General features: G+C 77.0%; 1 protein-coding gene. It reads left to right on the top strand.

Annotation, left to right across the window (positions count from 1 at the left end; all coding sequences use genetic code 11):
* Positions 1-517, top strand: a 517-nt coding sequence (locus tag CQZ88_RS26230; protein WP_146034373.1) for an amidase, incomplete at both ends; no start/stop codon positions are given.

The following is a 517-nucleotide window of genomic DNA, read 5'->3' as shown; positions in this document are numbered from 1 at the left end:
CGGCGCCGACGAGGCCGCCGCCGACGCCACCCGTCGCTGGTGCGACGGTACCGCCCGCCCGCTCGAGGGCGTCTTCTTCGGCGTCAAGGACATCATCGACGTCGCCGGCGCGCCCGTCACCGCGGGCTCGCACACCACCGGCGACCGCGTCGCCGTCACCGACGCCACGGCCGTCGCCCGGCTGCGCGCCGCCGGCGCCATCCCCGTCCTGATCACCGCGACCACCGAATTCGCCTGCGGCGCCCCGCGCAACGCCCGCTACGGCGCCGTCACCAACCCGTGGGACCGCAGCCGCTGGACCGGCGGCTCGTCGACCGGCTCGGCCGGCGCCCTCGCCGCGCGCCTCGTTCCCCTCGCCCTCGGCACCGACACCGGCGGCTCGATCCGTGTGCCCAGCGCCCTGTGCAACCTCACCGGCATCAAGCCCACCTACGGGCTCGTCCCGCGCACGGGCGTCGCGTCGCTGTCGTGGACCCTCGACCACATCGGGCCGATGGCGCGCTCCGCCGCCGACCTG

This window comes from Rhodococcus sp. ENV425 (assembly GCF_002887785.1).
Lineage (GTDB): Bacteria > Actinomycetota > Actinomycetes > Mycobacteriales > Mycobacteriaceae > Rhodococcus > Rhodococcus aetherivorans.
This window is presented reverse-complemented; position numbering and strand designations above follow the sequence as displayed.